27 protein-coding genes are annotated in these 26,017 nt (G+C 72.4%); 15 read left to right on the top strand and 12 right to left on the bottom strand.

Annotation, left to right across the window (positions count from 1 at the left end):
• The 8 genes from ACFQ6N_RS18095 to ACFQ6N_RS18060 all read left to right on the top strand — a co-directional run bounded on the left by ACFQ6N_RS18095 (nt 1) and on the right by ACFQ6N_RS18060 (nt 8,083).
• Nucleotides 1-714: a Crp/Fnr family transcriptional regulator gene (locus tag ACFQ6N_RS18095; protein ID WP_380650077.1), complete on the top strand. Its 714-nt coding sequence runs from the start codon at nt 1-3 to the stop codon at nt 712-714.
• 120 nt (nt 715-834) lie between these two features.
• Nucleotides 835-1,818: a hypothetical protein gene (locus ACFQ6N_RS18090; RefSeq protein WP_380650075.1), complete on the top strand. Its 984-nt coding sequence runs from the start codon at nt 835-837 to the stop codon at nt 1,816-1,818.
• A complete protein-coding gene (locus ACFQ6N_RS18085; protein ID WP_380650073.1) occupies nt 1,815-4,052 on the top strand; it encodes a hypothetical protein in 2,238 nt (745 codons plus the stop codon). Before ACFQ6N_RS18090 ends, ACFQ6N_RS18085 begins: the two co-directional genes overlap by 4 nt.
• Nucleotides 4,036-5,031: a hypothetical protein gene (locus tag ACFQ6N_RS18080; protein WP_380650071.1), complete on the top strand. Its 996-nt coding sequence runs from the start codon at nt 4,036-4,038 to the stop codon at nt 5,029-5,031. The genes ACFQ6N_RS18085 and ACFQ6N_RS18080 overlap by 17 nt, the downstream gene beginning before the upstream one ends.
• Before the next feature lie 179 nt (nt 5,032-5,210).
• Nucleotides 5,211-5,654 carry a Pycsar system effector family protein gene (locus ACFQ6N_RS18075; protein ID WP_380650070.1) on the top strand — a complete coding sequence of 148 codons (444 nt, stop codon included), beginning with the start codon at nt 5,211-5,213 and terminating at the stop codon, nt 5,652-5,654.
• Between the two features lie 160 nt (nt 5,655-5,814).
• Nucleotides 5,815-6,246 (top strand): hypothetical protein, encoded by a 432-nt coding sequence (locus tag ACFQ6N_RS18070; protein WP_380650069.1) that lies wholly within the window; start codon nt 5,815-5,817, stop codon nt 6,244-6,246.
• On the top strand, nt 6,243-7,478 hold the full coding sequence (locus ACFQ6N_RS18065; RefSeq protein WP_380650067.1) for a sensor histidine kinase: 1,236 nt from the start codon (nt 6,243-6,245) through the stop codon (nt 7,476-7,478). Before ACFQ6N_RS18070 ends, ACFQ6N_RS18065 begins: the two co-directional genes overlap by 4 nt.
• A complete protein-coding gene (locus tag ACFQ6N_RS18060; RefSeq protein WP_380650065.1) occupies nt 7,475-8,083 on the top strand; it encodes a response regulator in 609 nt (202 codons plus the stop codon). Before ACFQ6N_RS18065 ends, ACFQ6N_RS18060 begins: the two co-directional genes overlap by 4 nt.
• Nucleotides 8,084-8,117: 34 nt before the next feature.
• Here the strand turns inward: ACFQ6N_RS18060 and ACFQ6N_RS18055 are convergent, their stop codons facing one another.
• The 10 genes from ACFQ6N_RS18055 to ACFQ6N_RS18010 form a co-directional block, all read right to left on the bottom strand.
• Nucleotides 8,118-8,585 (bottom strand): hypothetical protein, encoded by a 468-nt coding sequence (locus tag ACFQ6N_RS18055; protein ID WP_380650063.1) that lies wholly within the window; start codon nt 8,583-8,585, stop codon nt 8,118-8,120.
• A 236-nt stretch (nt 8,586-8,821) separates the two neighbouring features.
• Nucleotides 8,822-9,838 carry an NADP-dependent oxidoreductase gene (locus ACFQ6N_RS18050; RefSeq protein ID WP_380650062.1) on the bottom strand — a complete coding sequence of 339 codons (1,017 nt, stop codon included), beginning with the start codon at nt 9,836-9,838 and terminating at the stop codon, nt 8,822-8,824.
• Between the two features lie 145 nt (nt 9,839-9,983).
• Nucleotides 9,984-11,027, bottom strand: a complete 1,044-nt coding sequence (locus ACFQ6N_RS18045; protein WP_380650061.1) for an LLM class flavin-dependent oxidoreductase — start codon at nt 11,025-11,027, stop codon at nt 9,984-9,986.
• Nucleotides 11,028-11,255: 228 nt separating this feature from the next.
• Entirely contained in the window at nt 11,256-11,645 is a 390-nt protein-coding gene (locus ACFQ6N_RS18040; protein ID WP_380650059.1) for an SCO5389 family protein, read from the bottom strand.
• A 153-nt stretch (nt 11,646-11,798) separates the two neighbouring features.
• The gene (locus tag ACFQ6N_RS18035; RefSeq protein ID WP_380650058.1) at nt 11,799-13,343 is read right to left on the bottom strand and encodes an MFS transporter; all 1,545 of its coding nucleotides are present in this window, start codon (nt 13,341-13,343) and stop codon (nt 11,799-11,801) included.
• A gap of 263 nt (nt 13,344-13,606) precedes the next feature.
• Nucleotides 13,607-14,299 (bottom strand): hypothetical protein, encoded by a 693-nt coding sequence (locus ACFQ6N_RS18030; protein ID WP_380650056.1) that lies wholly within the window; start codon nt 14,297-14,299, stop codon nt 13,607-13,609.
• Nucleotides 14,296-14,886, bottom strand: coding sequence for a multiple cyclophane-containing RiPP AmcA (amcA, locus tag ACFQ6N_RS18025; protein ID WP_380650054.1), 591 nt, complete (start codon nt 14,884-14,886; stop codon nt 14,296-14,298). Before amcA ends, ACFQ6N_RS18030 begins: the two co-directional genes overlap by 4 nt.
• The gene (locus tag ACFQ6N_RS18020) at nt 14,883-15,311 is read right to left on the bottom strand and encodes a hypothetical protein (protein WP_380650052.1); all 429 of its coding nucleotides are present in this window, start codon (nt 15,309-15,311) and stop codon (nt 14,883-14,885) included. Before ACFQ6N_RS18020 ends, amcA begins: the two co-directional genes overlap by 4 nt.
• A 131-nt stretch (nt 15,312-15,442) precedes the next feature.
• Nucleotides 15,443-16,111, bottom strand: coding sequence for a YdcF family protein (locus ACFQ6N_RS18015; RefSeq protein ID WP_380650050.1), 669 nt, complete (start codon nt 16,109-16,111; stop codon nt 15,443-15,445).
• A gap of 13 nt (nt 16,112-16,124) precedes the next feature.
• On the bottom strand, nt 16,125-17,213 hold the full coding sequence (locus ACFQ6N_RS18010) for a hypothetical protein (protein ID WP_380650049.1): 1,089 nt from the start codon (nt 17,211-17,213) through the stop codon (nt 16,125-16,127).
• Between the two features lie 155 nt (nt 17,214-17,368).
• On the opposite strand from ACFQ6N_RS18010, the gene ACFQ6N_RS18005 reads away from it, so the two are divergent.
• A complete protein-coding gene (locus ACFQ6N_RS18005; protein WP_380650047.1) occupies nt 17,369-17,689 on the top strand; it encodes a hypothetical protein in 321 nt (106 codons plus the stop codon).
• A gap of 79 nt (nt 17,690-17,768) precedes the next feature.
• Here ACFQ6N_RS18005 and ACFQ6N_RS18000 read toward each other — a convergent pair whose 3' ends face one another.
• Both ACFQ6N_RS18000 and ACFQ6N_RS17995 read right to left on the bottom strand, forming a co-directional pair.
• Nucleotides 17,769-18,671, bottom strand: coding sequence for a phosphotransferase family protein (locus ACFQ6N_RS18000; RefSeq protein ID WP_380650045.1), 903 nt, complete (start codon nt 18,669-18,671; stop codon nt 17,769-17,771).
• Between the two features lie 33 nt (nt 18,672-18,704).
• Nucleotides 18,705-20,024, bottom strand: a complete 1,320-nt coding sequence (locus ACFQ6N_RS17995) for a hypothetical protein (protein WP_380650044.1) — start codon at nt 20,022-20,024, stop codon at nt 18,705-18,707.
• Between the two features lie 329 nt (nt 20,025-20,353).
• Here ACFQ6N_RS17995 and ACFQ6N_RS17990 point away from each other — a divergent pair, with 329 nt between their 5' ends.
• The 6 genes from ACFQ6N_RS17990 (at nt 20,354) to ACFQ6N_RS17965 (ending at nt 25,927) form a co-directional block, all read left to right on the top strand.
• Complete coding sequence (locus ACFQ6N_RS17990; protein ID WP_380650042.1) at nt 20,354-20,956, top strand: ATP-binding protein; 603 nt, start codon at nt 20,354-20,356, stop codon at nt 20,954-20,956.
• Between the two features lie 749 nt (nt 20,957-21,705).
• Entirely contained in the window at nt 21,706-22,332 is a 627-nt protein-coding gene (locus ACFQ6N_RS17985) for a hypothetical protein (RefSeq protein ID WP_380650040.1), read from the top strand.
• Nucleotides 22,333-22,699: 367 nt separating this feature from the next.
• On the top strand, nt 22,700-23,233 hold the full coding sequence (locus ACFQ6N_RS17980; RefSeq protein ID WP_380650039.1) for a hypothetical protein: 534 nt from the start codon (nt 22,700-22,702) through the stop codon (nt 23,231-23,233).
• Nucleotides 23,234-23,319: 86 nt separating this feature from the next.
• Nucleotides 23,320-24,318: a UDP-glucose 4-epimerase GalE gene (gene galE, locus ACFQ6N_RS17975; RefSeq protein ID WP_380650037.1), complete on the top strand. Its 999-nt coding sequence runs from the start codon at nt 23,320-23,322 to the stop codon at nt 24,316-24,318.
• Nucleotides 24,318-25,199: an NAD(P)-binding domain-containing protein gene (locus ACFQ6N_RS17970; protein WP_380650036.1), complete on the top strand. Its 882-nt coding sequence runs from the start codon at nt 24,318-24,320 to the stop codon at nt 25,197-25,199. The genes galE and ACFQ6N_RS17970 overlap by 1 nt, the downstream gene beginning before the upstream one ends.
• Nucleotides 25,196-25,927: a hypothetical protein gene (locus ACFQ6N_RS17965; protein ID WP_380650035.1), complete on the top strand. Its 732-nt coding sequence runs from the start codon at nt 25,196-25,198 to the stop codon at nt 25,925-25,927. Before ACFQ6N_RS17970 ends, ACFQ6N_RS17965 begins: the two co-directional genes overlap by 4 nt.
• Nucleotides 25,928-26,017 lie beyond the last annotated feature (90 nt).

The following is a 26,017-nucleotide window of genomic DNA, read 5'->3' as shown; positions in this document are numbered from 1 at the left end:
ATGACCGAACACGGCACCCGGGCCCCGGGCCCGCTCGACCGGACCCTGCGCCGCCTGATGGGCGAGGAGGCCTGGACGCGGATGCTGGAGGGCGCGTTCGAGCGCAGGCACCCGATCGGTGCCACCCTGCTGCGCCAGGGCGAGGCCGGCACGCACGTCCTCGCCCTGCTGTCCGGGGTGGCCAAGGTGAGCCGCCGCGAGCGCGACGGCGACGTCAGACTGCTGGCGTTCCGCGGGCCCGGCGAACTGCTCGGCGAGGTCGCCGTCCTGGACGACGGGGTCCGGTCCGCGAGCGTCCAAGCGATAACGGACTGCACGGTCGCGGTGCTGGCCAAGACGGTGTTCCTGCGCTTCGTCGGCGAGCAGGACCTGTTCCCCGTGATGGTGCGCTACGCCATGGGCCGGCTGCGGGAGTCCGACCTGGCCCGGTCCGGCGGCGACGTCCTGCCACGGCTGGCGGCAGCGCTCGTCGCGCTGGCGGACGTCTCCGCCGGGGCCGACGGGGCCGGCGGGGCGCGCGGGGCACGCGGGGCGGGGCGGGTCGAACTCGCGCTGACCCGTGACGAACTGGCCCAGCACCTCGGCGTGTCCCGGAACACCGTCACCGCCGCGCTCGCCGGGCTGGCCGCCCACCGCGTCGAGGCGGGGCGGCGGGCGATCACCATCGGCGACCTCCCCGCGCTCCGGCGGGCCGCCGGGACGCCCCGCGCCTGACGCCCCGGACCTCCGTGTGACCTCCGTCACCACGTTTCCGCACCGAGTGGGCACACCGGACGACGCGGCCTCGCGAAGCTTGGTGACGCAAGGTCAGTACGGGAACCACAAGGAGCAGAGATGACGGAGTTCGACCAGCCGCTGCCCGAGGCCAGCGCCCTGCCCTACAGCCGCAGTCGGCACCTCCCGCCCTACCGGGGCATCGTCGCCGTGGACGCCAAGGACTTCACCGGATACCCGGCGATCGAACACGGCAGGATCAGCCAGAACGTCCCGCAGCTGCTCCAGTGGTCCTTCGAGCGGGCCGGACTGGCCGAGGTCTGGGCCGACCGGAGGTTCCCGAACTCCACCGGCGACGGCTACGTGTTCGGCTTCGACCCGGCGTGGATGCCCTACCTGATCCACCCCTGGCTGCACACCCTCCAGGAGGTGCTCACCGAGTTCAACGTGCACTCGGCCGGCACCGTGCGCATCCGGTTGCGGGTCAGCCTCAACATCGGCCCGCTCCCGGACACGGGCGGCGAGTTCGACGGCAACGGCACCCCGCGCAACGACACCCACCGGCTGCTCGACTCCCGCCCGGTGAAGGCCGTGCTGGCCGCCTCCAACGAGGGCGTCACCCAGGTGGCAGCCATCCTGTCCGACCGCTGCTACCAGGACACGGTGGCCGGCGGGTTCACCGGACGCCACCCCGACCACTTCATCGAGGTGCCCGCGACGGTGGAGGGCAAGCGCTTCGACCAGCGGGCCTGGCTCTACGTGCCCGCGCCGTCGGGGAACCTGTACGACCGCAGGATCCTCGGAGACGCCGTCGTCGAGCAGCAGGAGAAGGAGCAGGGGAAGCGCGGCGGCGGGGATGCGGACGGCGGGGCCTCGGCCGGACGTCCGGAGGGCCGCCGCGGGCCGAGGACGCTGGTCAACCAGCGGGCCGACCACGGCAACACCAACAGCGGCACGGTGCACGGCGGCCAGAACGTCACCAATGTGCGGGGCGACTCCGTCAGCGGCTTCGGCGGCGACTACGTGGCGGGCAACAAGGCCGGGACGGTCCACGGCACACAAGGCGACACCGTCCACGGCGACAAGAACGAGCACCACCGATGAGCCCGGACGAGCGGCCGGACGAGCGCCCGGCCATCGAAGGGCCGGCCGTCGTGGCGCCCCCCGGCGCCGGTGCGCCGGACCCGGGGGACCCGGCGGACGACCCGGACCTCGACGACTTCGACCGCGAGTTCGCGAACCGGTTCGGCGCCTGGCGGGATGACCGAGGGCCCTTCATCTACGCGCCGAACGGCAACATCAACACCGGTTCGGTGCACGGGGACCAGCGGGTCGAGAACGGCGGCGCCGACGCGGCCCCCGGCGGCGGCCTGCGGGTGGAGGCGCAGGACGGGCCGATCTCCTTGGCGGAGGTGATGGAGGCCCGGACCGGGTTCGCCCGGCCCGACTGCTTCGCCGAAGCGTCGGAACAGCTCCGCACCGGGCTGCTCCTCCTCGTGGGGGAGCCCGGCACCGGACGGCGGACGACGGCCCTCAACCTGCTGTTCGAAGGTAGCGGGAGCAGCCCCGCGCTGCGCGCGCTCGACAGCGACTCCGACCTGTCCACCTGGCGGCCCACCCACACCGGGGCACGCGGCTACCTGGTGCACGGCCTGTCACCCGAGGTCCGGCTCGGGCCGACGGCGGTCGCCAAGCTGCGCGAACGGCTGCAGGCGGCCGACGCCCGCATGGTGGTCCTGCTGCCGCACGACCCGCACACGCTCCGCCGCCTCGCCCGTGAGCTGGACACCGGCCCGGTGGCCTACACGCCGCCGGTGCCGCGCGCGGTCTTCGACGCGCGGCTGGCGGCGGCCGTGCCGGACGAGGCGCGTCGCCGGGAGCTGACGGACCGGCTGGAGCCGGAGCTGGCCGAGCTGCTGGCGCCCGAGCTGGTTCCGGCCCAGGTCGCCGAACTCGTCGACGAGGTCAGCCGGCCCGGTGCGGAGGGCCCCGATCCGGCCGACCTCGGCCAGCGGCTCAGCTTCCTGGCGGAGACGGAGGTCCCCGACCTCCTGAAGGAGCTCCGCGAGGACTCGGACGGGCTGGCGTTCCTGCTGGTGACGAGCGTTCTGGAGGGCCTCGACCACCGGATCGTCCGGGAGGAGACCGACCGGCTCCTCGAACTGGCCGCCGGGCGCCTCGATTCGGTGCAGCGAGCGAACCCGAACGGCTCGAACGGGGACGTGCTGCAGAGCCAGGCCGGCCCGGCCGAGGGCCCGCAGCCGAACCCGCGGTTCGTCTTCCGGCGGTCACTGGACGAACTGCTGGCGACCATCCGCGCCGAGTGCGCGCCCGACGGGATGCGCCAGGCCTCCGGCTACGCGTACGCGGTGGAGCCGGTCCGCTTCAAACGGCACCGGCAGGCGGAGACGGTGCTCAGGCACGTGTGGCGGCAGTACGGAGAGGTGTCCGGCCTCCTGACCGAGTGGATCGACAAGGTCCCGGGGCACGAACCGGACCTCGCCGGACCGATGGGCCGTGTCGTGGGGCTGGCCGCCGGGTGGAGTGGAGGCCGCCGGGCGCTGCGCCACATCCGGGAGCTGGCCCGGTCGGAGAGCGCGCAGAGCCGCAGCACGGCCGCCTACGCGCTGGGGATCGCGGCCCAGGACCCGGTCATCGCCGGCGAGGTGAAGCACCGCCTCGGCCGGTGGAGCCTTGAGGGCGGGGTACGGCTGCGGTCGACCGTGGCCGACGCCTGCGGCCGGGACTTCGGAGCGGCGCGGCCGGAGCTCGCGATCTCCCTGATCCGGCGCTGCTACCGGGGGGAGAAGGACGACGAGCGCTGGGTCGCCGACGAGGTGCGGCGCTCCCTCGCGAGGCTCTTCGCGGCCGGGCATCAGTCGGCCGTCTTCCGCCAGTTCGTGGAGTGGTCGGAGCAGCCGGGCCGGGACGCGGAGCTCGCGCACCGGACGTTTCCCGGGCTGCTCCGGGACACCGCCTGGTTCCGTGAACAGCTCGGCTCCGACGGGGAGTTCGCCGACGCCGTGGTGGCCTTCGTCCGGCGTTCCCTGAACGACGAGGACCTGTTCGCCGCCACCAGCACCCGGCTGCTCGGCTGGTGCCGTCAGGCGGTCTGGGACGAACCGCTGCGGCCCGCCGTGGAGACGCTGCTCACGGCCCTCGCCGGGGACATGCGGCCCGGGGAGCTGGGGCTGCTGACCGGGATCGACAGCAGCGACGACCCCGACCTGGTCGGCCGTGCCATCGCCCACCGGGCCCTGGAGGCCTGGCGGCACGGCGAGCCGCAACCGTTCCGCTCCGCCCCTACGTTCGGAGGCCCCGATGACCGTCGATACTGACCGGCCCGTCTACACCCAGGCGACCCGTGCCCCGTGGCGGGAGATCCTGCTGCACCGCTGGTCCGGGCGGCGCGACCGTGCGCTGGTCGTACGCGACGGGGCCGGGGCGCACCACCGGCTGGGGGAGCGCCGCCGGGACCTCCCCGAGGCAGGCCGACCGGTCGGACCGGGCGCGGAGGACGGGCCCGGTCCGAAGCCGGGCCTGCGCGGATTCGACCGGGCGTACCTGGTCGAACTGGAGGAGCGCCCGGGCGTCCGGGCGGTCCGCCTCCCGACCCCGTACGGCACGGAGTCGATGGACGTCCACGTCCTGTGGTGGGTCCACGACCCCGCGCAGGTCGTCCGGACCCGCACCAGCCGGGGCTGGCTGCCGGTGCGCAAGGACCTCGAAGGCCGGCTGCACCGGCTCAACGAGCAGTTCGCCGCCGCGCAGACCCGGCTGGGCCCCGACGAACTGCTGCAGTACCTCGCGGCCCCGTACCTGCTGCCGCAGCTCGGCCTCTGCTACCGCGTCGCGGACGTCGCCGCCCGCGAGCACGGCAACGAGCTGCGGCTCGGGGAGCCGGACGCGGCGGACGTGCCCTTCGACTGGCTGGCCAAGAGCGAGGAGGAGTACCGGTTCTGCCGCCGAGCGGTCCAGGACGGCCCGGTCGCCCTCGCGGCCCTGTGGCTCGCCAGGAAGCCCGACGAGGTGCGCGACGTCCTGGACTGGGCCGTCGGCCACGCCGAGCTGCTCCGCGGCGAGACCACCTGGCAGGACCAGCTGGCGGGCATGCTGGGCAAACTGACGGCGCAGGAGCAGCAGGAGCTGTCCAGGATGCTGCGCGACCGGCTGATGGCCCTCGGACGCCAGGTCCCCGGTCCGGCACCGCAGCAGCCGGGCCCGGACTTCGGCAAGGCCCGTCCGTACGTCAACGGCTGGTCCGGCGGGGCGCCGAACGGGGCGCCGCACGGTGTGCCGAACGGGGTGCCGAGGTGACGCGGGCGGTCTTACGCCACGGGCCGGTACGCCGGGAACGCCGTGGAGCCCGCGGCCGCGCGCGGGGCGGGAGCCCCGCGCGGCCGGTCCCCGGGCGGGGCGGCCGGTCCGTGGCGCGGGCCGTGACGTCCGGGTCCGTCAGGCCCGGCCCGTCCTCGCTGTCGGCGATGGAGCGCCTGATGGCGGCCAACAGCGCGGAACTCGTCCGGGCCGACACCAAGGCCGCCGTGTTCCTGGCCTTCACGGGCGCGGTGCTCGCCACGTTCGTCCCGCTGGACGGCGGCGGCGCCGGCCCCGGGGGCCGGGCCCTGCGGTGGGCCGCGGTGGCCTGCGCCCTGCTGGCCGTCGGCTGCTTCGCCTCCGCGCTGGTGCCGCGCCACCGCAAGGGGCGGCGCGCCGGGCCGGCCGGACCGGGCTACTTCGAGCACATCGCCCCGGGAACCGGGCCGGACCGGCTGCGCCGCGCCTTCGAGCGGGCCGGGCGGGACCCGTCCGGTCCGCTGCTGGCCGCGCTGGCCGGGACCAGCGCGATCATCCGGGCGAAGTACCGCTGGATCGAGGCCGGAACCGTGCTGCTCCTGCTGGCCCTTCCGCAGTTCGCGCTGACGCTCCGGCCGCTGTGAGGCCCGGGCCCCGGCCGCCACCGGCCGGGGCCCGGACCGGATGAGCCCGTCACGTCCGATATCCGCCACTGCCCGCCGGGCCGGGCGCTGACAATTGTCACGCCGCACCGGTGTGCGGGGACACTGCCCTCCGCGCCCGGCCCGCCGCCACGATGGACCCATGACCTCCACCGATCTGCACCACCCCGACACCCGTCGGGCCTTCCGCACCGTACGGCGGTTCGTGTTCGCCTACCTCGGCCTCAGCGTCGCCACGCTGGCGGTCGCGTTCGTCCTCCGCGACCACCCCTCCCTGGTGACCTCCGGGGTGTGGGTGCGCGGCGCCATCGTCGTGGCCAGCGCCGCCGTGACCCTGCTGCTCACCGTCCGGGCGTCCCGCGGCGACCGGGGTGCCTACCGGCGGCTGCGGATCATCTCCTCCGTGATGATCGTCGCGATCGCCACGATCATCGTTCTGCCCGGGCTGTTCCCGGTGTGGATGAAGATCGAGCAGGGCCTGTGCGGGCTCGCCCTGCTGGGCGTGGCCGCCGTGGTGAACGGGCGGCACCTGCGTACCCTGTTCGCCAGGCCTGAGGAGGGGGCACGAGGGTGACCGAGCCTGACCGCGAGACCGCGACCGTGTCGGCCCCGGCGGCGCCGCAGGCCCCCGCCCACCCGTGGGCGGGGGCCCGGCGCCGCCTCCTGCTGGGCACCGGGATGCTGGTCTTCCCCGCGCTCACCGCGATGGCCGTGAGCCGCACCGTCGCCGGGTCCGCCGCGGTCGCCGGGTACGCCGTGGTCGGGGTGTTCTGCCTCTGCTACGCGCTCACCGCTGCCGCCGTCGCCCTGGGGCAACGGCAGCGGATCGCACCGCTGTTGGCGGCGATGACCGTCCTGTTCCTCGCCGCGCTGCCGTTCGCCCACGAGGACGCCTTCTTCCTCGCCACGGTGGTCGTCTCCGCGGTCGCCGTGCTGTGGCGCGAGCACGCCGCCCGGACGGTGACCGCCGGCGCGCTGGCCGCGTTCCTGGTGCCCTGGGCGGTCCGCCCCTGGCACACCGGGCCCGGCGGATTCCAGGCCCTGGCCCTGCTGTTCACCGCGCTCACCTGCGGCGCCTTCGCCGAGATCGCCGCCACCAACCAGGAGCTGTTCGCCGCCCGGGCCGAGGTGGCCCGGCTCGCCTCGGAGGCCGAGCGGAACCGGATCGCCCGCGACCTGCACGACCTCCTCGGCCACTCGCTCACCGCGATCACCGTCAAGTCCCGCCTGGCGCAACGGATGGCGGGCCGGGACCTGGACCAGGCGGTCGCCGAGATGACGGCCGTGGAGGCGCTCTCCCGCCAGGCGCTGTCCGACGTCCGGGCCGCCGTCACCGGCTACCGGGAGGTGACCCTGGCCGGCGAGCTGGCGCGCGGCCGTGAACTGCTGCGCGCCGCGGGGGTGGTGGCCGACCTGCCGACGGCGGCGGACGCCGTCGGGCCGGAGCGGCGCGAACTGTTCGGCTGGGTGCTGCGCGAGGGCATCACCAACGTGGTCCGGCACGCCCGGGCCGGGCGCTGCTCGGTGCTGCTCACGGCGACCTCGGTGGAGATCCGCGACGACGGTGTTGGCGGCCGGTTCGGACGCGGCGGTGCGGGCGGTGCGGGCGGCGGCACCAACGGCGGCACCGGGGACGGCCCCACAGGCGGCACCGGGGACGGCAAGGGCCTGACCGGCCTGCGCGAACGGGTCGCGGCCGCGGGCGGTACGGTCGAGGCCGGCCCGGTCGCCCCGTACGGCTGGCGCCTGCTGGTCACCGCCCCGCCCCCGGGCGCTCCCGACTCCCCCCACGAAGGGACGCCATGACGATCCGTCTGCTGCTCGCCGAGGACCAGGAGCTGGTGCGCACCGCACTGCGCGCCCTGCTGGACCTGGAGGACGACTTCGAGGTGGTCGCCGCCGTGGGCCGCGGCGACCAGGTCGCGGAGGCCGCCCGCGAGCACCGGCCGGACGTGGCCCTCCTCGACATCGAGATGCCCGGGCTGGACGGCCTGGCGGCGGCGGCCGTCCTGGCCCAGCAGGCGCCGGGCTGCCGGGTCGTCATCCTCACCACGTTCGGCCGGGCCGGTTACCTGCGCCGGGCGATGGAGGCCGGCGCGCTGGGCTTCGTGGTCAAGGACGCGCCCGCCGAGGTGCTGGCCGACGCCATCCGCCGGGTCGCGGCGGGGGAGCGGGTGGTGGACCCGGAACTGGCCGCCGCCACCATCGCCGCGGGCAACTCCCCGCTCACCGCCCGCGAGCGCGACGTGCTGAACGCCTCCCGCTCGGGCGCCGGCGTGGCCGAGATCGCCGCGAAGCTCTACCTGTCCGAGGGGACGGTCCGCAACTACTCCTCCGCGGCCATCGCCAAGACCGGCACCCGCAACCGTACGGAGGCCCTGCGGGTCGCGGACGAGCGCGGCTGGCTCTGACCCGCCGCCCCCGCCGGGTCCGGTCTCACACGCGTCAGTCCCCGAGGAGGGTGTACGCCACCGAGCGGTCCAGCTTCTGCCGCCGGATCCGGCCCTTGGCGACCAGCGCCTCCAGGGTGTTGCGCACCACCTGCGGGGTGGGCTCGCGGTCCGGGTGGTCGCGCATCAGTTCCGCGCGCAGGTCCTTGGCCGAGCGGGGTCCGGTGTGGCCGCGCAGGAGGTCCAGCAGGAGGTCCGTGAGGAGCGGCTGCCGCGGCTTGCCGCCCGCCCGGGGGCCGGCCGGCCCGGGCTCGCCCTGGGCCTGCTCGGGGAGGGCGGAGGGTTCGGACAGGCCCTCGTACCGTTCGGCGAGGGCCAGGAGTTCCAGCAGGATGGCCTCCTCCTGCTCCAGCCGTTCGATCTCCTCGGCCAGGTCCCGTTGCCGGCGCCGGTTCTCCTCCAGGTCCGTCGCGGCCTGCAGGACGTACCGCGATCGGCGGGTGGCGGCCGATTGGCTGGTCACAACTGTTCACTCCCTCGTCGTGGCTGGGTCTGCGCATGGTACCCACCCGGAGCGCGGTGCAGGGGCGCGGGTGCTCCGTCTGTCCGCCCCGGAGACAGCGTGCGCGCCCCGTCCCGCGCCCCTTCCTGCGGCCCTCCCGCGCGCCCTCCTGCGGCCCGGCCGGAGGTCCGGCCGCAGGAGCGGCCCGGGCCACCGCCGGGGTCCGCCGGGGCTCCGGCCCCGGGCACGGGGAGCGCTCAGCTGAGCCGGAGCACCAGCTTTCCGGTGTTCTCGCCGCGGAACAGCATCCCGAGGGCCTCCGGGAAGGCGTCCACCGTGCCCTCCACCACCTGCTCCGTGGCCTTGATCCGGCCGTCGCCGATCCAGCGGGCGATCTCGGCGGCCGCCTCGGCGTACCGGCGGGCGTAGTCGAACACCACGAAGCCCTCCATCCGGGCCCGCCGGACCAGCAGCGAGAGGTAGTTGGACGGGCCCTGGACGGCGTCCTCGGCGTTGTACTGGCTGATCGCCCCGCAGACCACCACCCGGGCGTGCATCGCGAGCCGGGTCAGCGCGGCGTCCAGGATGGGGCCGCCGACGTTGTCGAAGTAGACGTCGATGCCGTCCGGGGCGTGGGTGCGCAGCGCCTTGCGGACGTCCTCGGCGCGGTAGTCGACCGCCGCGTCGAAGCCCAGGTCCCCGGTGAGCAGCGCGCACTTCTCGGGCCCGCCGGCGATGCCGACCACCCGGCAGCCCTTCACCTTGGCGATCTGGCCGACCATGCTGCCGACCGCCCCGGCGGCGCCGGACACCACCACGGTCTCGCCCTCCTTGAGCGCGCCGACGTCCAGCAGCCCGAAGTAGGCCGTCATGCCGGGTATCCCGAGCGCGCCGAGGTAGGTGGACAGCGGCGCGAGCGCCGGGTCCACGGTGGTCGCGCCCTTGCCGTCCGAGACCGCGTACTCCTGGACCCCGAAGGCCCCGACCACGTGGTCCCCGACCCGGAAGCGCGGGTGGTTCGACGCGAGGACCTCGACCACCGAGCCGGCCCGCATCACCTCGCCCAGGCCCACCGGCGGCAGGTAGGAGGGCCGGTCGTCGAGCCAGCCGCGCATCGCCGGGTCCAGTGACAGGTACCGGGTCCGTCCCAGGAACTCCCCGTCCCCGGGCACCGGCAGCGGCTCGCTCCCGTGCGCCCAGTCCTCCGGCCGGATCTCCCCGACGGGCCGGCGGGCGAGGCGGATCTGGCGGTTGACGGCGGTGTCTCCGGTCATGACGGCTCCTGGGTGCGCGTGCGGGCGGGCTCGACGCACCCGAGCTTAAGCAAGCGCTTAGTCATCTGACCAGAGCCGGGGACCCCCGGATACGCCTCGGCCCGCCGGTGCGGAGGGACGGCTGCCGCACCGGCGGGCCGGGCGGTCAGCCCTCGCCGGGCGCCGGGGCGGGCCGCCAGCCGAGGGCCGGGCCGAGCCGGGTCGCGAGGTCGGTGAGGATCTGCACGTAGTCCTGGTGCCCGAAGGTGAACGGCAGCGCGAAGGCCACCTCGTCGACCTCCCGGTACCCGGCGTGCGCGTGCAGCCGCTCGACCAGTTCCTCGGAGGTGCCGACCAGGTCGGGCGCGAAGAGCAGCCGGGCCGGGCCCTGCGGGGTGCCGGTGCGCGCGTTGCGGGCGTCGGCGTACGCCTCGTACCGGGCGCGCTGGTCCGGCGTGGCGGAATCGGTGGGGATGACCACCAGGCCCTGCGAGACCCGGGCGCGCCCGCCGTCGGGGTGGTGCTCGCGGAACGCGCGGATCACCCCGGCCTGGATCCGGGCGAAGTCGTGCGGGCCGTCGTCCGCCTCCGCCTTCACCACGCTGCTGGTGAGCAGGTTGAGCCCCTGCTCGCCGGCCCAGCGGGCGGAGCGCAGGCTCCCGGCGCCGTACCAGAGCCGGGAGGCGAGGCCGGGGGAGTGCGGCTGGACCCGGCGGGAGTACACCTCGATGCCCTCGGTGCCGGCGAAGTCGGAGGCGTCCTCGCCGCGGACCAGGGCGAGCAGGCGTTCGGCGCGGCGGGGGCTGAAGTCCTCGTGCTCGGCGGTGTCGGGGTGGAGCGCGTCGCGCACCCGGTCGTAGTGGACGGGCGGGCCGACGCTGAAGCCGGGGTTGAGCCGGCCGCCGGACAGGACGTCCACGGTGGCGAGGTCCTCGGCGAGCCGCAGCGGGTTCTCCCAGCCGAGCGGGGTGACGGCGGTGCCGAGATGGATCCGGCTGGTGCGCTGGGTGGCGGCGGCGAGGACGGCGACGGGGGAGGAGATCCCGTACTGGAGGTGGCGGTGGCGGAGCCAGGCGCTGTCGAAGCCGAGCTGCTCGCCGAGCGTGATGAGGTCGAGGGTGGACTCGTGGCCCCGGCGCGGGTCCGCCTCGTCGAAGAGCCCGATGGTGAGGAAGCCGAGCTTTTGCAGCGGGCGTGGGTCCGGCGACATGGTGGGTGCTCCGCGTGGTGTGAGGCGGCCCCGGGGGAGGGCCGGGGGCGGGTGGTGCCCTTCGAACGTACGCATCCGGGCCGGGGCCGGACAAGATCGGCACGTGATCCGGACACCTGACCGCAACGGGGCGCAACACGGTGCCATGTCCGGCGGCCCCCGCCCGGGTGGGACGGGCGGGGGCCGCCGGACGGGGCCGCCAGACGGGGGCCGCCGGACGGGCCGGTGTCAGCAGCTGCGCAGCTCAGGGCTCTGGTTGCGGATCTGGTTGTGCAGCGAGGTGAACTCGCGGTACGCCTGGCCATCCTCGGAGCCGGGGCGGAAGGCGCCGACGCGGTGGCAGTTGACGAAGGCGAGCTTCACCCCGAAGTGGTCCTCCAGGCTGCCCCGGATGGCGTTGCTGGCGAGCGCGCGCAGCAGCTGGGCGCGCTGCTCGTCGCTGGGGGTGGTGTTGTCGGTGCTGAACTCGGCGTCGCCGGCCGCGAGTTCGGTGCTGAGGCCGGCGACGACCTGGTAGGCGTACGGGAGCGAGGCGCGGACGGTCTCGAGGAAGTCGGCCTCGTCGACGCGGCCCTCCCGGGCCTGGGCGAGGAGCGCGGGGGAGACGTCGAGCGACATGGGTGTCCTCTTTCGGGGGGATGCGTGGGGTGCGCGGGTTCGCGGCGCACGTCGGTCCCGGTGGGCAGCGGCCATGGGCAGCGCTCACCGGCCATGGTTTTCGAAGATGAAAACCATTGCTGTTAAGACTCTCCCGTCCGGCCCGACGCCCTGTCAAGCACCGCCCCCCGAAGGGCTGACGCCCGCCGCCACCGGCAGCCGGGGCACCTTGATCACGACGACGGCGATCAGCACCGCCAGGGCCGCGAAGACCAGCCCCAGCTGGAAGGCGCTCGCGATGCCGTGCACCAGCACCTCCGAGGAGTACGGCGCCGGCAGCTTCCCGCTCGCCCTGAACCGGGCGACCTGCTGCGGGGTGGCCTGTCGGAGGAAGCTCCGGACCTGCTGCCCGGCCTCGTTGCGGCTCGCCGTGCCGTACACCGTGACGAGGATCGACAGACCGAGCGAACCGCCCACCTGCTGCATCGTGTTGAGGCTGCCGGTGGCCGCGCCGGTCTCGTGCGGGGCGACATGCGAGACGACGGTGAGCATCACCGGGACGAAGATCGAACCCATCCCGAAGCCGAACAGCAGGGTCGGCCCGAGGATCCCGCCCAGGTACGTGGTGTGGACGTCGATCCGGGTCGCCCACGCGACACCGGCCAGCACCAGGGCCGAGCCGGTGACCAGGAACGGCTTCGGGCCCCACCGGATCTGGTTGCGCGCGGCGAACTGGGCGGCGGCGACGATCGCGACGCTGATCGGCAGGAACGCGAAGCCCGCCCGCAGCGGGCTGAAGCCGAGGATCTCCTGCACGAACAGGGTGATGAAGAAGAAGATGCTGAACATCGTCGCGGCCACGCAGAGCATCAGCCCGTACGCGCCGGAGCGGTTGCGGTCGCGGAGCAGATGCAGCGGGGTGATCGGCTGCGGGACGCGCCGCTCGTTGAGGACGAACGCCGCGAGCAGCACCACCGCGAGGCCGAACGCGGTGAGCGTCACGGAGTCCGTCCAGCCGTGGTCGGAGGCGCGGATGAACCCGTACACCAGCGAGACCATGCCGGTCGTGGCGGCGAACGCGCCGGTGAGGTCGAAGCGCCCGGGGTGCCGTTCGGACTCGTTGATGTAGAGCGGCGCCAGCAGGGCGATCGCGATGCCGATCGGCACATTGACGAAGAGGACCCAGCGCCAGGACAGCCAGGAGGTCAGCATGCCGCCGAGCAGCAGCCCGATGGCGCCGCCCGCGCCCGCGACCGCGGAGTAGACGCCGAAGGCCCGGTTGCGCTCCGGGCCCTCCTTGAAGTTGGTGGCGATCAGCGCCAGCGCGGTCGGCGAGGCGATCGCCCCGCCCACGCCCTGGAGGGCGCGCGCGGCCAGGAGCCAGGGGGCGTTCTGGGCGACGCCGCCGAGCAGCGAGGCGAAGCTGAACACCAGCACACCCACGACGAACACCCGCCGGCGGCCGAGGATGTCCCCCGCGCGCCCGCCGAGCAGCAGCAGCCCGCCGAAGGTCAGGGTGTAGGCGTTGATGACCCAGGACAGGTCGGTGGTGTTGAACCTCAGCGCCTGCTGGATGTGCGGCAGGGCGATGTTCACGATCGTGATGTCGAGAACGACCATCAGCTGGGTGGCCGCGATGACGGTGAGGGCTATCCCTGGGTGCTGGCCCCGACGTGCGGTCGCGGGCGGAGCCTCAGCCAGGGCACGCGAGGTGGCCATGGCACCTCCCCCAATGGGTTCGGGGGTGAACGGCGGGCAGGGAACGGATCCGCTCACCACTACCGACGGTATGCCCGGGCGATAGGGAACACAACCGTTCATTACGGATATGTGGCTACTAACCGGTCACCCCGCGTATCGCCGCGAAGCCGGACCGGTGCTCTCAGGCGCCGGCCGATCACGGTCGTGCCGCGGAGGCGCTTGTCGGGCCGCCGCCCGGCAGGCAGCACGGCGGCCACTCGCCCTACCAGGTGCCCGTGGGGTCAGCGGGATCCTGCGGACCTGAACGTCCCGTGTGGCCAGTGGCCGAGCCAGAACGCCGCGGTGGACGGGCTGGCGTAGCCCTCGGTGGAGCCGTCGTGTGGAAGGAACTCGGTGGGGGCGAGGTAGCCGTCGCCGGGCGCGAGGCGTATCCGCAGGCACGTCATCGGGAGCCCGGCGGCGGCGTAGGCCCGCAGGTCATCGGTGTGCGGGTAGCACGTCACGTGGTCGGGTCGGATGGCACGGCAGATCTGTTGGATGTCGGCGTCGCAGACCAGTAGATACCGGGTCCCGGGGCCGAGGTTCACGCACAGGCGCCGACGGCCGAGGGCTTTGTCGTGGTAGCTGAGCTTGTCCCAGTTGTCGAGGTGCAGGCCGATACGGCGGCCGTCGCGGTAGTTGTGGGTGGTGGTGAGTGCCCGCGCGGGGCTTTCGGCCCGGCCGAGCCGGGTGACGTGCGGGGCGGTGAGCAGGCGCGCTTCGATGGCGGCGGCGTCGACCAGTTCGACGAGCGTGGTGTCGACGGCGGCGGGGGAAGCAGCCCGGCGGACCATGTCGTCCGGGGGAGGGTGCCAGGGTCCGGCCGGGACGACCGCCCCGTCCTCGTAGCCGCTCTCGCCGCTGGTGACCCGTACGGTCGTGGCCTCGCACCGCCGACGGATCACGTCGGCCGGCGCCGCGATGTGCAGGCTCATCGGCGCCTCGCGGAGGCAGGGTCGTCCAAGTCGTCCCCGAAGACGGCCTCCAGCTCGGTGACGAGGGCACGCGCGAGTTCGGCTTCCTGTCCCCGGTCGATGATGACCTTCGCCAGGTTCCCGGCACCGCGCAGCTCGGACAGGTCGTTGCCGCGCAGGTCGAGTTCCCGGTACGACCCGTGCTCGAACTCGGTGCGGCGCAGCGTGCAGTCGTCGAGCACGGCGCGGTTGAGGTCGCAGCCTGCGAACGTGGCCTCGGTGAGCGTGCACTTGGAGAAGACGGTCGGGCCGCTGGCCCTGATCCGGGTGAAGGCGGCGAAGTCGAGCTTGCAGCCTTCGAAGAGGACGTTGTCGAGAGTCAGGCCGGTGAGCGTTGCGCCCATGAGCTTGCAGTCGCGGAAGACGACACGGGAGAGCTTGCTGTCGGACCACTGCATGGAGCCGAGGTCGAATGCCGGGGCGGCGTTCGCGTTGTCCCAGGTGGGCCGGTTGTCGAACTTTCCGACGGCCGGCTGCGCGCTGGTGGCGGCGATGAGGTCGGTGATCACGGGGGCATCGGATGCCTCCAGCAGTTCGAGCAGGGTCATGCGGCTTGCTCCTCTCGGACGGTATCGGACAGGGCGACCACGAGGGCTTGCCTCGACACGCGGCAGTAGCTCGTTTCGGTGGTGTCGAAGCGGCCGGTCTCGAAGTACCGGTTGCCGGCCTGCGCGCCCCGGCAGAAGCCGAAGAACTCGCAGGTCGCCTCGCAGCGGTCCAGGCCGGTCAGGAACTCGTCCACGTACCGGAGCCGGTGGGCGCTCTCCAGCATCGAGGCGATGGACTGCTCCAGAACGTTCCCGGCCCGGAAGTCGTCGTAGGCGGGGGAGGCGGTGTCGGCGAGTTCCGGTGACAGCAGGACGACGTCGCCCGTCGCGGAGATGGTGGGGATCGGGTCGATCAGGGTCGAGCGCCAGCCGTCGCCGGCGCGCATGGCCCGCAGATAGCCGCCGAGCCGGTCGACCTCGCGCACCGTGAGGCCGGCATTGCGGCGGGTCCAGGACGATCCACACGTCCGCAGCGAACAGCTTGGCAAGGGTGGACAGTCGCGGGAACAGGTTCGGCTGGTGGATGGCGCACACCAGCTCGGTGGGCGGTGCTGTGTCAGTCGAGCAGCTTGCTGTCGAATCCGTCGGCCAAGAGCCGCTGGTACGCATCACGGACCGTCTCCGGAACATCCTGGGCGACGGCGAACCCGAGCCTCGGGTACTCGATCACCCGCTGGAGGTCGCCCACGAGGCTGTCGATCACGAGCCCGTCGTCGCCGATCGTCTTCACGTAGTCGTTCAGGTTCATCGAGGCCGAGGTACACACCGCCTCGACCTCCGGCCACACCTTGCGGCACGTGGCGTACGCCCGGCGCTCCATGTAGGGCATGCTCACCAGCAGCACCGAGCGCACGTCGACGCCGGCCGTCTCCAGGAATTCCCTGGAGAGCTGGACGTTCTGCCCGGTGTTGCGCGCCTGTGGTTCCTGGTGGATCGCGTGCTCGGGCACGCCGAGGGAGAGGGCGTGCTCGGTGAAGTGCGCGGCTTCGCCACGGGGGAAGTGGTCGGGCCGGGACGGATTCGGGCCGCCGGTGAACACGATCCGCTGCACCAGGCCGTCCAGGTACAGCGCGGCCGTCTCGGCCGCGACGCCGAGGTCGTGGCAGCCCAGGCCGATCGCCACGTCGCACGGGCGCCGCTCGTGCCCCATCCGGTGGTAGTCCCAGATCAGCGCGGTGTCCGCCCACTGCCGGTCGGTGATCTCGCGCTGCCGCGTGTCCGCCACGTTGTTCTCCCGCTCATTGGAGGCACGGTGCCCGCCGTTGGAAGCGACTCCGGATGCCTTGGATGCTCCTCTGCTGGTGGGTCATACCGTACTGGGCCGCCTTCGCCTCGGCCCTTCCCAGCAGGGCAAGCCCCTCTTCGGCGGTGGCGTGGTCGCTCAGCAGGATGTGCCCGTGTGCGGTGGTCAGCCGTACGTCCTGCATCGGAGCTGAGCCGGTGGTGTTGGCCCGCGCCACCTCGATCAGTCGCACGGCCTCCCCTAGGTTCCGCGCGCCGCGGTGAGCGAGTGCGAGCTTCTGGTGCCCCGTCGCCCAGTCCTCCGTCTCTCCAAGGTTTTCGAACACCTGGAGTGCCGACGCGGTGATGCCGATGGCCTGCTCGTGCTGCCCCTGTTTGTCCAGTGAGGTGCCGACCCACAAGGCCGCCCGCGCACGGTCCCGCGCGCTGAGGCGCGGGTCGCCGGCCAGGTCCGAGTACCGGGACACCGCAGCATCGAGCTGTCCGGACATCTCCGTGACCACCGCCAGCGACAGGTCCAGCTGCGCCGTCCGCCGCGGGATGTCCAGCCGGGTGAACAACAACCGCGCCTGGGCGTAGGACGCCGAGGCTGACAGCGGGCCTAACAACGCGCCCTGGTCACGGCGAAGGTCTCCCACCAGCGCCGTCGAACGGGCCGACGGGTAGAGCCCGCGGTCGTCCAGGTCGGCCACCGGCCAGCGTGACCGCCAGCGTTCCAGCAAGTTCCCGGCGAAGACGAAGTCCTGCCGGGCCGCTGCGAGAACCGCCCGTTCGATGTCCTCCGTCCACGACTCGTACTCCCACGCCCGAGGCCGGGCCTGAGCCTCAGCGAACACCGGAGCGCCGGGATGTAGCGCTAGGAGAGCTTCGAAACGCATTCGAGCCTCGGGATCGCACTGACGAAGTACGGTGTCGAAGATCGCCTGAGTGTCGGGCCGGGGCCGGGTGCCGGCCCCCAGCCTCTCCCAGTTCGTCACGGCCCGCACCGACATGCCCAAGATCGCGGCCCAGTCCCGCACCGATTTTCGGCACGCCGACCGCAGAGCCTGCGCTTCCAGTCCGGTCCACACGATCACTGCCGCCATCGCTACCTCCCGCTCCGGGGAGCCATCGAAGCACTGTCGGCAGTGCTGGTGCGCCGGAACTGCCACGGAACTGCCACGCCACGTGATTCCGCAGCGATCGCGGCTCCGGCAGTCTCGACTGCGGACGGCCTCCTCGATCGGAAGGACCTTGTCGGATGCTGACCGAGCAACTACCCGTCCCTTCACCCCTCGTGGTGGGGCTCCTCCGCACAGCCGTTGCCGCGGCACTGCCTCGCCGACTGGCGTTGACCGGCGTCCTCGACGACTTCTGCGAGCGACGGGAGCTGTACCTCGCCGAGGTGATCACCGACGACGGCTCCGAACCGGACACCCTCCTCGCCTGCGTCGAGGAGAAGCCCGCCCTGTACGCCGTCGTCCTGCCCACCATCGCGCACCTCGGCGGCCGGCCCGACGCCGATCGGCGCCGTCGGCACCTTGAGGGCGCCGGCATACGTCTCCTGGTCGCACGGACCTGAGCAGCCAACTGCCCGGGACGAGGTGGGCCGCAGCAGCACCTCCGCCGATCCCAAGGTCCCAACATGCGCAGTGGCTTGATCAGAGAATGCTCCAGGCGAGCCGGTCTTGGCCGGACTGCAGCCCGTGAATGCGTTGCCGAATCTCCGCGAGCGTCGGGCTGTCAAGCGAGGCCCGTTTGGCATTCGTCGTGATCATCCGCAGTTCCCGGAGCCCCGACAATACCGGGTAGCCCTGCCACGAGGTCACGTCGAAGCCGTACCGGTCGGCGAACTCCCGGTAGTGGGAACGACCATAGCCGAACCGACGGCAGTGGATCTCGACAGTGACAAGGTCGAGTTCCGGCTGCCCGAAACAGGCGGTGTCCCAGTCGCACAACACAGCCGCCCCCTGGTGGTGGAGGGCGTTGCGGTGCTGCGGATCGCCCTGCAACAACCCGGGAGCCAAGACGTAGCGCACCTGGCGAAGGGCTTCGTCCAGTTCGGCCAAGCGCCGCTTGAGGAAGGCGAGATCCCCCGACGGGAGCGCGGTCGTCTCGGCGATCGAGCGCCTGATCGCCCCAACCGTGTCGACGGGCCGCACATCGAAGGGAGGAGGTGGAAGCTCGTGAAGAGCACGAAGTGGTCCGGCGAGATGCACTGCCGGAACAGGGTAGTCGGGCTGAGGGTGGTAGTGCCAGAACGTAACGGCATGCCCATCGACGATGACCGGCTGCTCCACCGGCAGCAGCTCGACGGTGGGGAAGCCGTGGGCGGTGAGCCACTGAACCAGTCGGACGGTGCGGCGGACACTGGCCAGGGGCGTGCCGACCCGAGCGATCTTGGCGACCGCCCCAGCGGCCGGCAAGAGGTATACGGCGTTGGTGTGGCCGCGCAGCATCACGGCGTCGGCCGGGCTGAGCCCGGCTTGATCACAGGCAGCGTTGAGGACGTTGACAACCTCGGACTCGGCGAACCCGCCGATCCGGACGACCGGAGCACTCATACCTGCCAGGCTGACGGGCGGCAGGCGGATCTGTCACGTCGAGCCGGTCGGGAGCGCCAGGAGTTCGCCGAGTTCTCGGGCAGCGCGGGGCCGTACGTTCTCCGGCGTTATCTTGATGATGTCAGCCGCACGGGCACCGAGGATCTGGGTGCGGTGGTGCTCAGGCAGCGTCAGGTAGGTGTCACGGGCCAGTTGGAATGCCTCGGACACGCTGCGCTGCTTGACCAGGCACATCGCCTGCTCCAGGCGCAGCAGCGCCGGGTCGATGCCCGTGCGGTCAGGGTAGAGACGCAGCGCCTCGTCCTGGGCCCGGCCGGCTTGTGCCGTGTCACCGAGCGCGGTGTGGGCGCCAGACAGGTACAACTGGAGGCGCCGGTAGGGGAAGGCCCACGCGTCGTCCCCTGGGGCTGTCGGGCGACTGCGTTCGAACAGGTCGCGGGCCTGCGCGATCGCAGCGCGGGCGCCTTCATCGTCCCCCCGGTGCGCCCTGACGCGGGCGTCAGCGGCGGCGGCGAACGCCCCGGTCGCGGTCGGACGTCCGCGGTTGAGGAGCACGGCCTCGTGGGTGAGGGCCGCTGCCTCCTCCAGGGGGCCGTAGTAGAACGGCAGCATCGCGGCCTGTACCCGTACCCGTGTCCGCAGATCGCGGTTGCCGCTGTCGTCGGCGGCCGACCCCGCGGTGCCGTACCAGTCCCGGGCCTGCTCCTTGCGCCCGAGCTTCATCAGGGCGTCAGCGGTCAGAGTGGACAGCACGGCGAGCATCTCGGACAGGCGCACCTGCACGAGCGCGGGTTGTCGTTCCTCGGAGTACTGCCGGACTTCTTCCAAGGTCGTCAGCAGTCTGGTCAGCATCACTATCGGTGGGTCGCTCACGTACGCCCTCCGCAGGGTGAGCAGCTTGCTGTCCAGGGATTCCAGCTCGCCGCTGGTGAGCGTCGTGGCGGCCAGCGTGCGCTCGATGGCGCGACGGTGGGAGCGTGCCAGCGAATCGAGCGGGTCGCCGCCGCGCGGAGGGGCGGGGGCTGCCGCGAAGCGGGGCGCCGGAAGACGAGGCTCGGCGGGTGCCAGGAACGCGAGCCCAGAGGAATCCTCCTTCCGGTAGCCGCCGGCAAGGCCCAGCCCCTGCGTGTCGGTCTCGTACAAGCGGCACAGCAGGTCGATGGTCTGCGCCCGGGGCATCCGGACGCGACGCTCCCAGGCGCCGAGTTGCTCGGCGTCCAGGTTCGGACGGTCGATCCCGGAGAGCGAGCACAGGGAGACCAGTTCGGCGACCGCGCGCTCACGCGTCCACCCCCGGCCGAGGCGGTGAGCACGCAACCGACTGACACCACAGCACTCGACGATCGCGGACACCGTGGCGTCGATGGTCCACCCGCCCGCCTCGGCAGTAGCCCTGATTCGTGCTGCACAGGACGGCCTGTGAGTCACGATTCACCTCCCTGTCGCTCCCGAGATTCTAGCCGCCCTGAAATAACTGAAGGTGAGTCAAAACCAGTAATCAATTACCGGTTTACCGAAATTCGAGGCCGGTCTCAGTGAGTTCGGCCAGGAACAGCAACTTCTCCCGTTTGCCGGGCGGCCGGAACGCAGCGAATCTCTGTGGACACGCGATGAGTGCCGCTCGCAAGCCCTCGCCGACGGCCCGGGGCCACCTGCCCTGAGTACAGCCCGGAGGAACAGCCATGCACCGTGTCTTCAACTACCGGACCCCGCTGAGAACCGCCTCGATGGGCGTTGTCCGCACACTGCTCCAAGAGCAGTTGAACAAGCTGGACGGGGTCAATCTCGACGAGAGCCGGGCGTACGCACTGCGCCTGTGCGCCTCAGAGATCGTCGACAACGCGGTCAAGCACGGCGCCGATCTCGCCGACACCGATGCCGAGTTGAGCGTCGAGGCCGGTCTCGACACCGCGCGGAGCCGGTTGCGCGTCACCGTCACCGACCCTCGCCTGACGAAGCCGGACATGGGCAGTCGGGCCGAGAGCCTGAGCGCGACCGGAGGTCGTGGGATCACCGTCGTCATGGGCTACGCCGACGATGTCGGATGGCACCAGCGCCTCGACGCTCAGAAGCAGCCGACCGGCTGGTCCGTCTGGTTCGAACTCGACGTGGAAATGGATCCGGAGACGTTCGGCCGGGCCACCGCGGAAGCGGAAGTGCAGCCGGACCCTCCCGCCATACAGGCCTCGACGCTGCGCCTGAAGATCGTCTCTGGGCTCGCCCGCATGGGAGTGGCTGGATGGCGCCGGCCGAGCAGGCGCCACAGGGAACGCACCGCCGCGTAGCCGACGGCCGACAGGTCCGGCGCTTGCCGGACCTGTGATCGACTCCCGGCCGGCCTTCGCCACTCCCGCTGGCGGGCCCGGACGGGCCCGCGCCGTGGCCGACCAGTGACGTTCGGCCTCGGTGCCCGCGCCGTTCGCCTTCCTCCGTCCCACATCGGAAGGACGCGGCAGTGCCCGGCCGCCCCGGACGGCACCGGCAGGCTGACTCGTGAGGAGGAGAGCTGGCCGTTGCCGTGAGCAGGGCACGGCGCCCTCAGTGCCCGCCTGCCGGGAACCCGGACCCGCTTACCCCCGCGTGGCCCCGAGCGGACCCGGCCCGACGGTGAACCCACCTTCCCGAAACGATGATCACTCAGGAGAGCCGGTGACGGTTGACAGCGCGTGCGTCGAGGCCCCGCAGTTATGGGCCCGACAGAAGTTGGGGGGCGTGCCGTTCGGGGCCGGCGTGCCGCAGCTGCTCTTGGGGGAGGCGCTTGACCGCATCGCGACGGAGCTGCCCCGACTGGGCGGCCCCCGCGCCGCTGACCCGTCAGTGGAATGTCTCTCGGAGGCCGTCGAGGACACCGCCCGCAGGCTTCGCCGTGACGCTGGTGCCTGCCCTCGCCCTCTGTTGCTGGACATCATGGGATCACGGCGCTGCCCGACGGCCGTGGCGTCAGCCCCCGCGTGGACGGCGAGCAGATGACCCACCTCGCCCGCCCGGCTCGATCGGCGGTTCGATCACCGGCGCCACCACGCTGGGGGCGGCCGTGATCACCACGGCACACACCTTGGTCCTTCCGCCCGCGCTCGGCGCAGGGCCGACGGCCCCGCCCATCTCGGCCCGTCTTGTCGTCGGGAACCCGTGCCCGGGCTGCCAGCGCAGGCCTCGGCTCTCCGGTGTCCACGGCACCGTCCTGCACCTGCTCTCCACCGGGTGGGATCCGGTGGAGGTCGACCGGGCGTACAGCTGGTGGTGGGGGGCGACGTCCGTGTACGTGCGCGTGGCCGCGCGCTGCCTCCACACGGAGAGCACCGCCCACGCGGTCGACATCGCCGTCCGCGCGGGGCTCCTTATCCCGCTTGCCCGCCAGGCCGGCGACCGCCTGCCGGTCACCGCAGCCATGCAGGCCACCGGACAGCTGATCGCCCACGGCCACAGCCGGGCCGAGATCGCCGAGATCCGCGGCGTCGGACCGCGTGCGGTGTCCACGGCCGTCCGGCGCCTTCGCGAGAGCCTCGACGCCGGTAGCGACGCCGAAATCGTCCTTGCCCTGCATGCCCTCGCGCTGCTCGACGCCCGCCACCCCTGCCCCTGCCGCCCTCAAGCCGACATCGCCGCCGAGACCGCTCCCCACCGCGGCTCGACCGCCCCGAGCATCCAGGAAGCCGCATGACCCCGTACCCGCCCTGGCTGCCACTCTCCGGCGACGCCGGATCGCCCAGCCGGCTCCCGAGCAGCGCCAGCTCCACCCGCCGTGTCATCGGCTACCGCCTTTCGGGCAGCCCCACCGGCATCGAGAGCGTCCCGGACCGGCCCCTCCCGCGACGCCGACCCGGCACCCACCTGCCCAGCCACCGACGCCCGGAAGGTGCAGCGTGACCCCCGACGAGAGCCGCGCCGTAGTCATCGCGACGGCCCGAGCTGCTGCGCCTGGTCCTGGGCCGGGAGGACCTGTACCCGACCGTCGCCGTTCCGGGACACTGGAACGCCAACACCCGCCCACCGGCAAGACCCCGCACCCCGATTGCCCGCCGCGGGTCGTGGTCACGCTCGGGCCCGAAGGTACCGACGCCGAGGCCGAAGCCCGGCGGCACTTCCGTCGGGTGCTGCTCGCAGGCTCCTTCGAGCTGGCCGTGCAAGCCGCGATCACCAAGGGCTGCCACGCGATGGTGGCGGCCGGCTTTGCGGAACGGCACCGCCCGGGCGGCGAGGTCTCCGACCTCTGGGTCGACCTCCACTTCCGCCACCTCGGTGAAGTCGAACTCGTCGGCGTGTGGGAGGCGCCGACCAAACCGATGTGCCTCGCCGCCCGGCCCACGGTGGGGCGCCCTCGTACCCTGGCGCTCCACCCGGCGACCAAGGCGTTCGCCGACCGCTACCTCCCGGACGCCGAACGCCGCTACGTCGATGCCAAGCCCCTGGCGGTACAGCAGGTCCTCGACGGTTGCGCGGAAGGCTGCATCGGCTCGGTCGATGTCGTCCGGCAGGCCGGACTTACCGTCCTGTGCGAGTTCCGGCCCACGATGGTCTGGTGCCTCTACCAGCCCGTCAACCTTCACATACAGAGTGATTAGGGCAAACGCGACTAACTGCGCGAATCGCTGCTAGGCTGCGCGCCAGTTCCCAACTGCTGGGAGCAACAAGTGACTTGGGAGAAGACATGACCAAGGTCCTCATTCTCGGCGGTGCCGGATTCATCGGGTCCACCATCGCCAGCGCCTGTCTGGACGAAGGCATCGAGCCCGTCATCCTGGACGATCTGTCCACCGGACGACCGGAGTTCGTCACCGACCGCACTTTCTACCGAGGCGACATCGCCGACGGCCACCTGGTCGACCGGATCTTCCGCGACCACCCCGACATCGAGGCCGCCATCGGCTGCGCCGCCCAGATCGTCGTCCCCGAGTCGGTTGCCGACCCGATCGGCTACTACGACACCAACGTCACCAAGGGCCTGGCCCTCGTCAACCACCTGCTGCGCAACGGCTGCCACCGGTTCGTGTTCTCCGGCTCGGCCGCGATCTACGACTCCGGCCAGGCCATCACCGAGGACGCGCCCCTCAAGCCGCTGTCCCCGTACGCCCGTACCAAGGCCGCCTTCGAAGGCGCACTGGAGGACATCACCGGCGGATCCCCGCTGCGAGTCATCACCCTGCGGTACTTCAACCCGATCGGCGCCGACCCCAAGCTCCGCACCGGGCTGCAGACCACCCGCCCGACCCACGCCCTCGGCGTCATGATCGACCGCTACCGCGCCGGCGAACCGTACCCGGTCACCGGCACCGACTGGCCCACCCGCGACGGCTCCGGCATCCGCGACTACGTCCACGTCCAGGACCTGGCCCGAGCCCACATCGCCGCGGTGCGCCGCTTCGACACCGTCGTGCCGGAAAGCGGCCCCCGCTACCTGCCCGTCAACCTCGGCTCCGGCACCGGCACCACCGTGTTCGAGCTGATCAAGGCGTTCGAGGACGTCACCGGTGAGCCGCTCGCCCACCACGTCACCGGAGCCCGGCCAGGCGACATCGCGGGTGCCTACCCGGCCATCGACCGCGCCCGCGCCCTCCTGGACTGGAACCCCGAGCACAGTCTCCAGGAGGGCATTGCCGCGGCCCTGGCCTGGATCAAGATCCGCCACACCATCCTCAAGGACGAGTGATGACACCTGCCGAACACGGGCCCCGGCCGGCGGCGTCGATCGTCGTCGCCGGCTACGGGGCACTGACCTCGGGCATCCTGCCCCACCTCGCAGCCCTGCCCGACACGCGAGTCGCCCTCACCAGCCGCCACCTCGCCCAGGCCCCGCACCCCACGATCTCCCTCATCACCCCGGCCGAGCTCGCGGCCCGCTCTCCGGACCTGATCCTTGGCTGCTTCGAGACCGACACCCGCCACCAGGTCTTCTGGGCCGACCGGCACGTCACCACCGCCGTCACCGAGCACCGCCCGGCGTGCCTGGACCTGTCCACCATCAGCCCCGAGCGGGCCGAACGGTGGCACCAGGAGATCACCGCCCTCGGTGGCCTCCCCTGGGAGTGCCCCGTCACCGGCTCCCGTCCCGGGGCCAGAGCCGGCATCCTCTCCGCGTTCCTCCATGCCCCCGCCCCGCACGAGACGGCCGAACGTGCCCTGCTGGCCTTCACCCGCCACCGGTACCGGTTCACGGCCCCGGGCAACCCGGCCCGCTTCAAGCTGATTTTCAACGCCTGGGGCGCCACGCTCCTGTACGCCGCAGGGGAGTTCGCCCGCCAGCTGCCGCTCCGACTCGGCGCCGACTACCCCGAGGCCGCTCGCATCGTGACCACCGACGGCTGGATGGCCACTCTCGCCGCCCAGAAACTCCACCGCATCACCGAACGCTCCTACGAGGAACCGGACTTCTCCGTCCATCACATGATCAAAGACCTCCATTACGCCCGCGATCTTCTCGGCGACCTGCCACTCCTGACCGCCGCGCTGAACGCCTTCACTGAGGCCGAGTCCCGTCACGGCCCCTACGCCGACTTCACCGCCGTCGCCGACACCCGAGGAACGCCGTGAAATCCAACGACCTCCCCCAACTCCTTCGCCAGTTGGCCCGCGAATTCGACGGCATGACCGCTATGTCCGTGGCACTGTCCGGCTCCCTTGCCCGAGGCGACCATCGCACCGGACGCAGCGGACACATCACTTCCGACCTCGATCTGGTCCCCGTCGTCGTCGCCGCAGCCGACGCGTCGGCTGCCCGCGCCGGGTTGCAGCCGATCTTGCAAAGGCTCGCCGACACGTTCCGCATCGAAGCCACGGCTGCCGTCACCACCCTCGCGGCATTCCGGGCGGCCGGCCACGCCCCCTACCGCACCAGCATGCGGCCCGACTGGTTGTGCGACGGCCTCGGCCTTGGTCCGAGGGCCTTCGACCTGCCCGGCCCCGACGACGGTGACCCGCACGCGGCCCTGGCCTGGGCGATGCAGCCCGTTACGTACTACCTCGCCAAGGCCACTGCCCAGGACCCGCAGACCAACCTGCTCAAGGCTCGCTCCGCCGCAATGGGGCTGGCTGACACCTTCGACCTGGAGGGCGTGCGCAGCAGCCTCGACGACCTCCCGCGTGCCTTGCGCAACCTGATCGTTGAACGCCGCATCGCCCCGCTCAGCTCCACCGCCCGATACCTCGACGGCCCCACTCGCCCCGGCGCCGCGCAGGCGGTCCGCGACGCCGTCTTCGCGGAGAACCAGGGCCTGCCGTTCGCGGACTCGGCTGTCGCCGCGTGGCCGTCCGATCTCTAACGTCCGCGTTTCACTTGTGGTGGTGTCCGGATCATGAGCGGGAACGCGAAAGTGCCTTCTGCACTGGGAAGATGAGGCTTGCCGAAGGTC

This window comes from Kitasatospora sp. NPDC056446 (genome assembly GCF_042796115.1).
Classification (GTDB): Bacteria; Actinomycetota; Actinomycetes; order Streptomycetales; family Streptomycetaceae; genus Kitasatospora.
Note: the sequence above shows the minus strand (reverse complement) of the source record. Positions and strands in the feature narration are given on the sequence as shown.